A 1,325-nucleotide genomic window follows, 5' to 3' on the forward strand; every position below is an offset into this window, starting at 1 on the left:
ATATGCACATCGACATGCGCGCGGCCGGTTTTATATTGGATAACCTGACCCTGATAACCGATGTACTGTGTCGGTTTTCCCGTTGTCTGGATATCCTGTCGTTGCAATAGTGTGCGTGGCCGCGCTGCATATAGATCAGCCGTGAAATATTTGCTTTTTCCCTCTAGCCGATTCTCGGTTGCCGCCAGTTCGATCTTTACATAAAAAACACCGTCCGCCAAAATCATAAAGCGGTGATTGCCGTATCGTTGCCCGCCACTTGGCGCGCCAGCAAAACGTTTCTGCTCTGTTACTAAAAAACCGGACGAAATCGACAAATCCGCAGGATTAATGAATCGACCGTTTTTGTCGTACACAAACACTCGTACTTGGTAACGGCTATCTCTGTTATCAAAATCAAAAATGATGATGTCTTCCTTGCCGCGCATCGCAAACATTTCGGTTTCCGCTATCTGTCCATACGCCGTCGCCGCTCGTATCGTTGTACTGATTTGCTGTACATGATAGGGGATGGGCTTGGCGTTCCAGCGCGGAGTAAATGGATTAATATCAAGTACCCTCTGTTTATCCGATTGTATTAACGTAGCAGTCTCAATCCGGTTAAGCACGCCTTTATCCTCTACTGTTAACGGCAACCCGGCTACCGAAGCAAAATAACTCCGCTCTAAAATATTGCCTTCGGTATTTGCACCAAACCGGACAAATCCGACCCCCTCAAGACGTGTATTAACGAACCGATTTTTATTACCGGATTGGATATCTATATAAGATGCCGTGCTCTCAAAACTGCCTCCGACAATATAATTACAGTTATGCCTGTAACTGCCTTTCATCTCCAGCGCAAAGCAACGGTTTAAATTCAACACATTCTCATTGAACCATTGGTTTGCACTGGCTGCTCCATCAGCCGCTGCACCGCCTGCAAATCGCTGGTCTGTGTCCACGGTAATCTTAATCGCAAACGGGAGGTTAAAAGTTGAATAGGCTTGTGATGCATCTCGCGGGAAAGTGACTGGATCGCTACTCATCCAAAATTGTAGATAATCAACATATTTAATAGTGATGTGCTGTCCCTTTGCTCCGATACAAAGCACTGATGGCTTGGTATAATGTGCGGGATCAAATTTCACCGCCCCCTGCAGCACTTTGCCGAGGATTTGGTTAGGGTTAAAGCTACTATTGGCGTGACCGCCGATGATGATTTGACCATCTCCGGACACAACAAAATCTGCGTCCGGCATATCTACCGGCAGCTCCCTCAAATTTAAAGCCTGCGTTAATTTATACTTGCCGCCTCCTCGCAAAGTACGCTTTATCTTTGTTGC

1 protein-coding gene is annotated in these 1,325 nt (G+C 46.5%); it reads right to left on the reverse strand.

Annotated features, from left to right (window positions below):
* Nucleotides 1-1,325, reverse strand: a 1,325-nt coding sequence (locus ACEPPX_RS11770; protein ID WP_416624194.1) for a hypothetical protein, incomplete at both ends; no start/stop codon positions are given.

It is taken from the genome of Neisseria sp. S1 (assembly GCF_048060015.1).
Lineage (GTDB): Bacteria > Pseudomonadota > Gammaproteobacteria > Burkholderiales > Neisseriaceae > Neisseria > Neisseria arctica.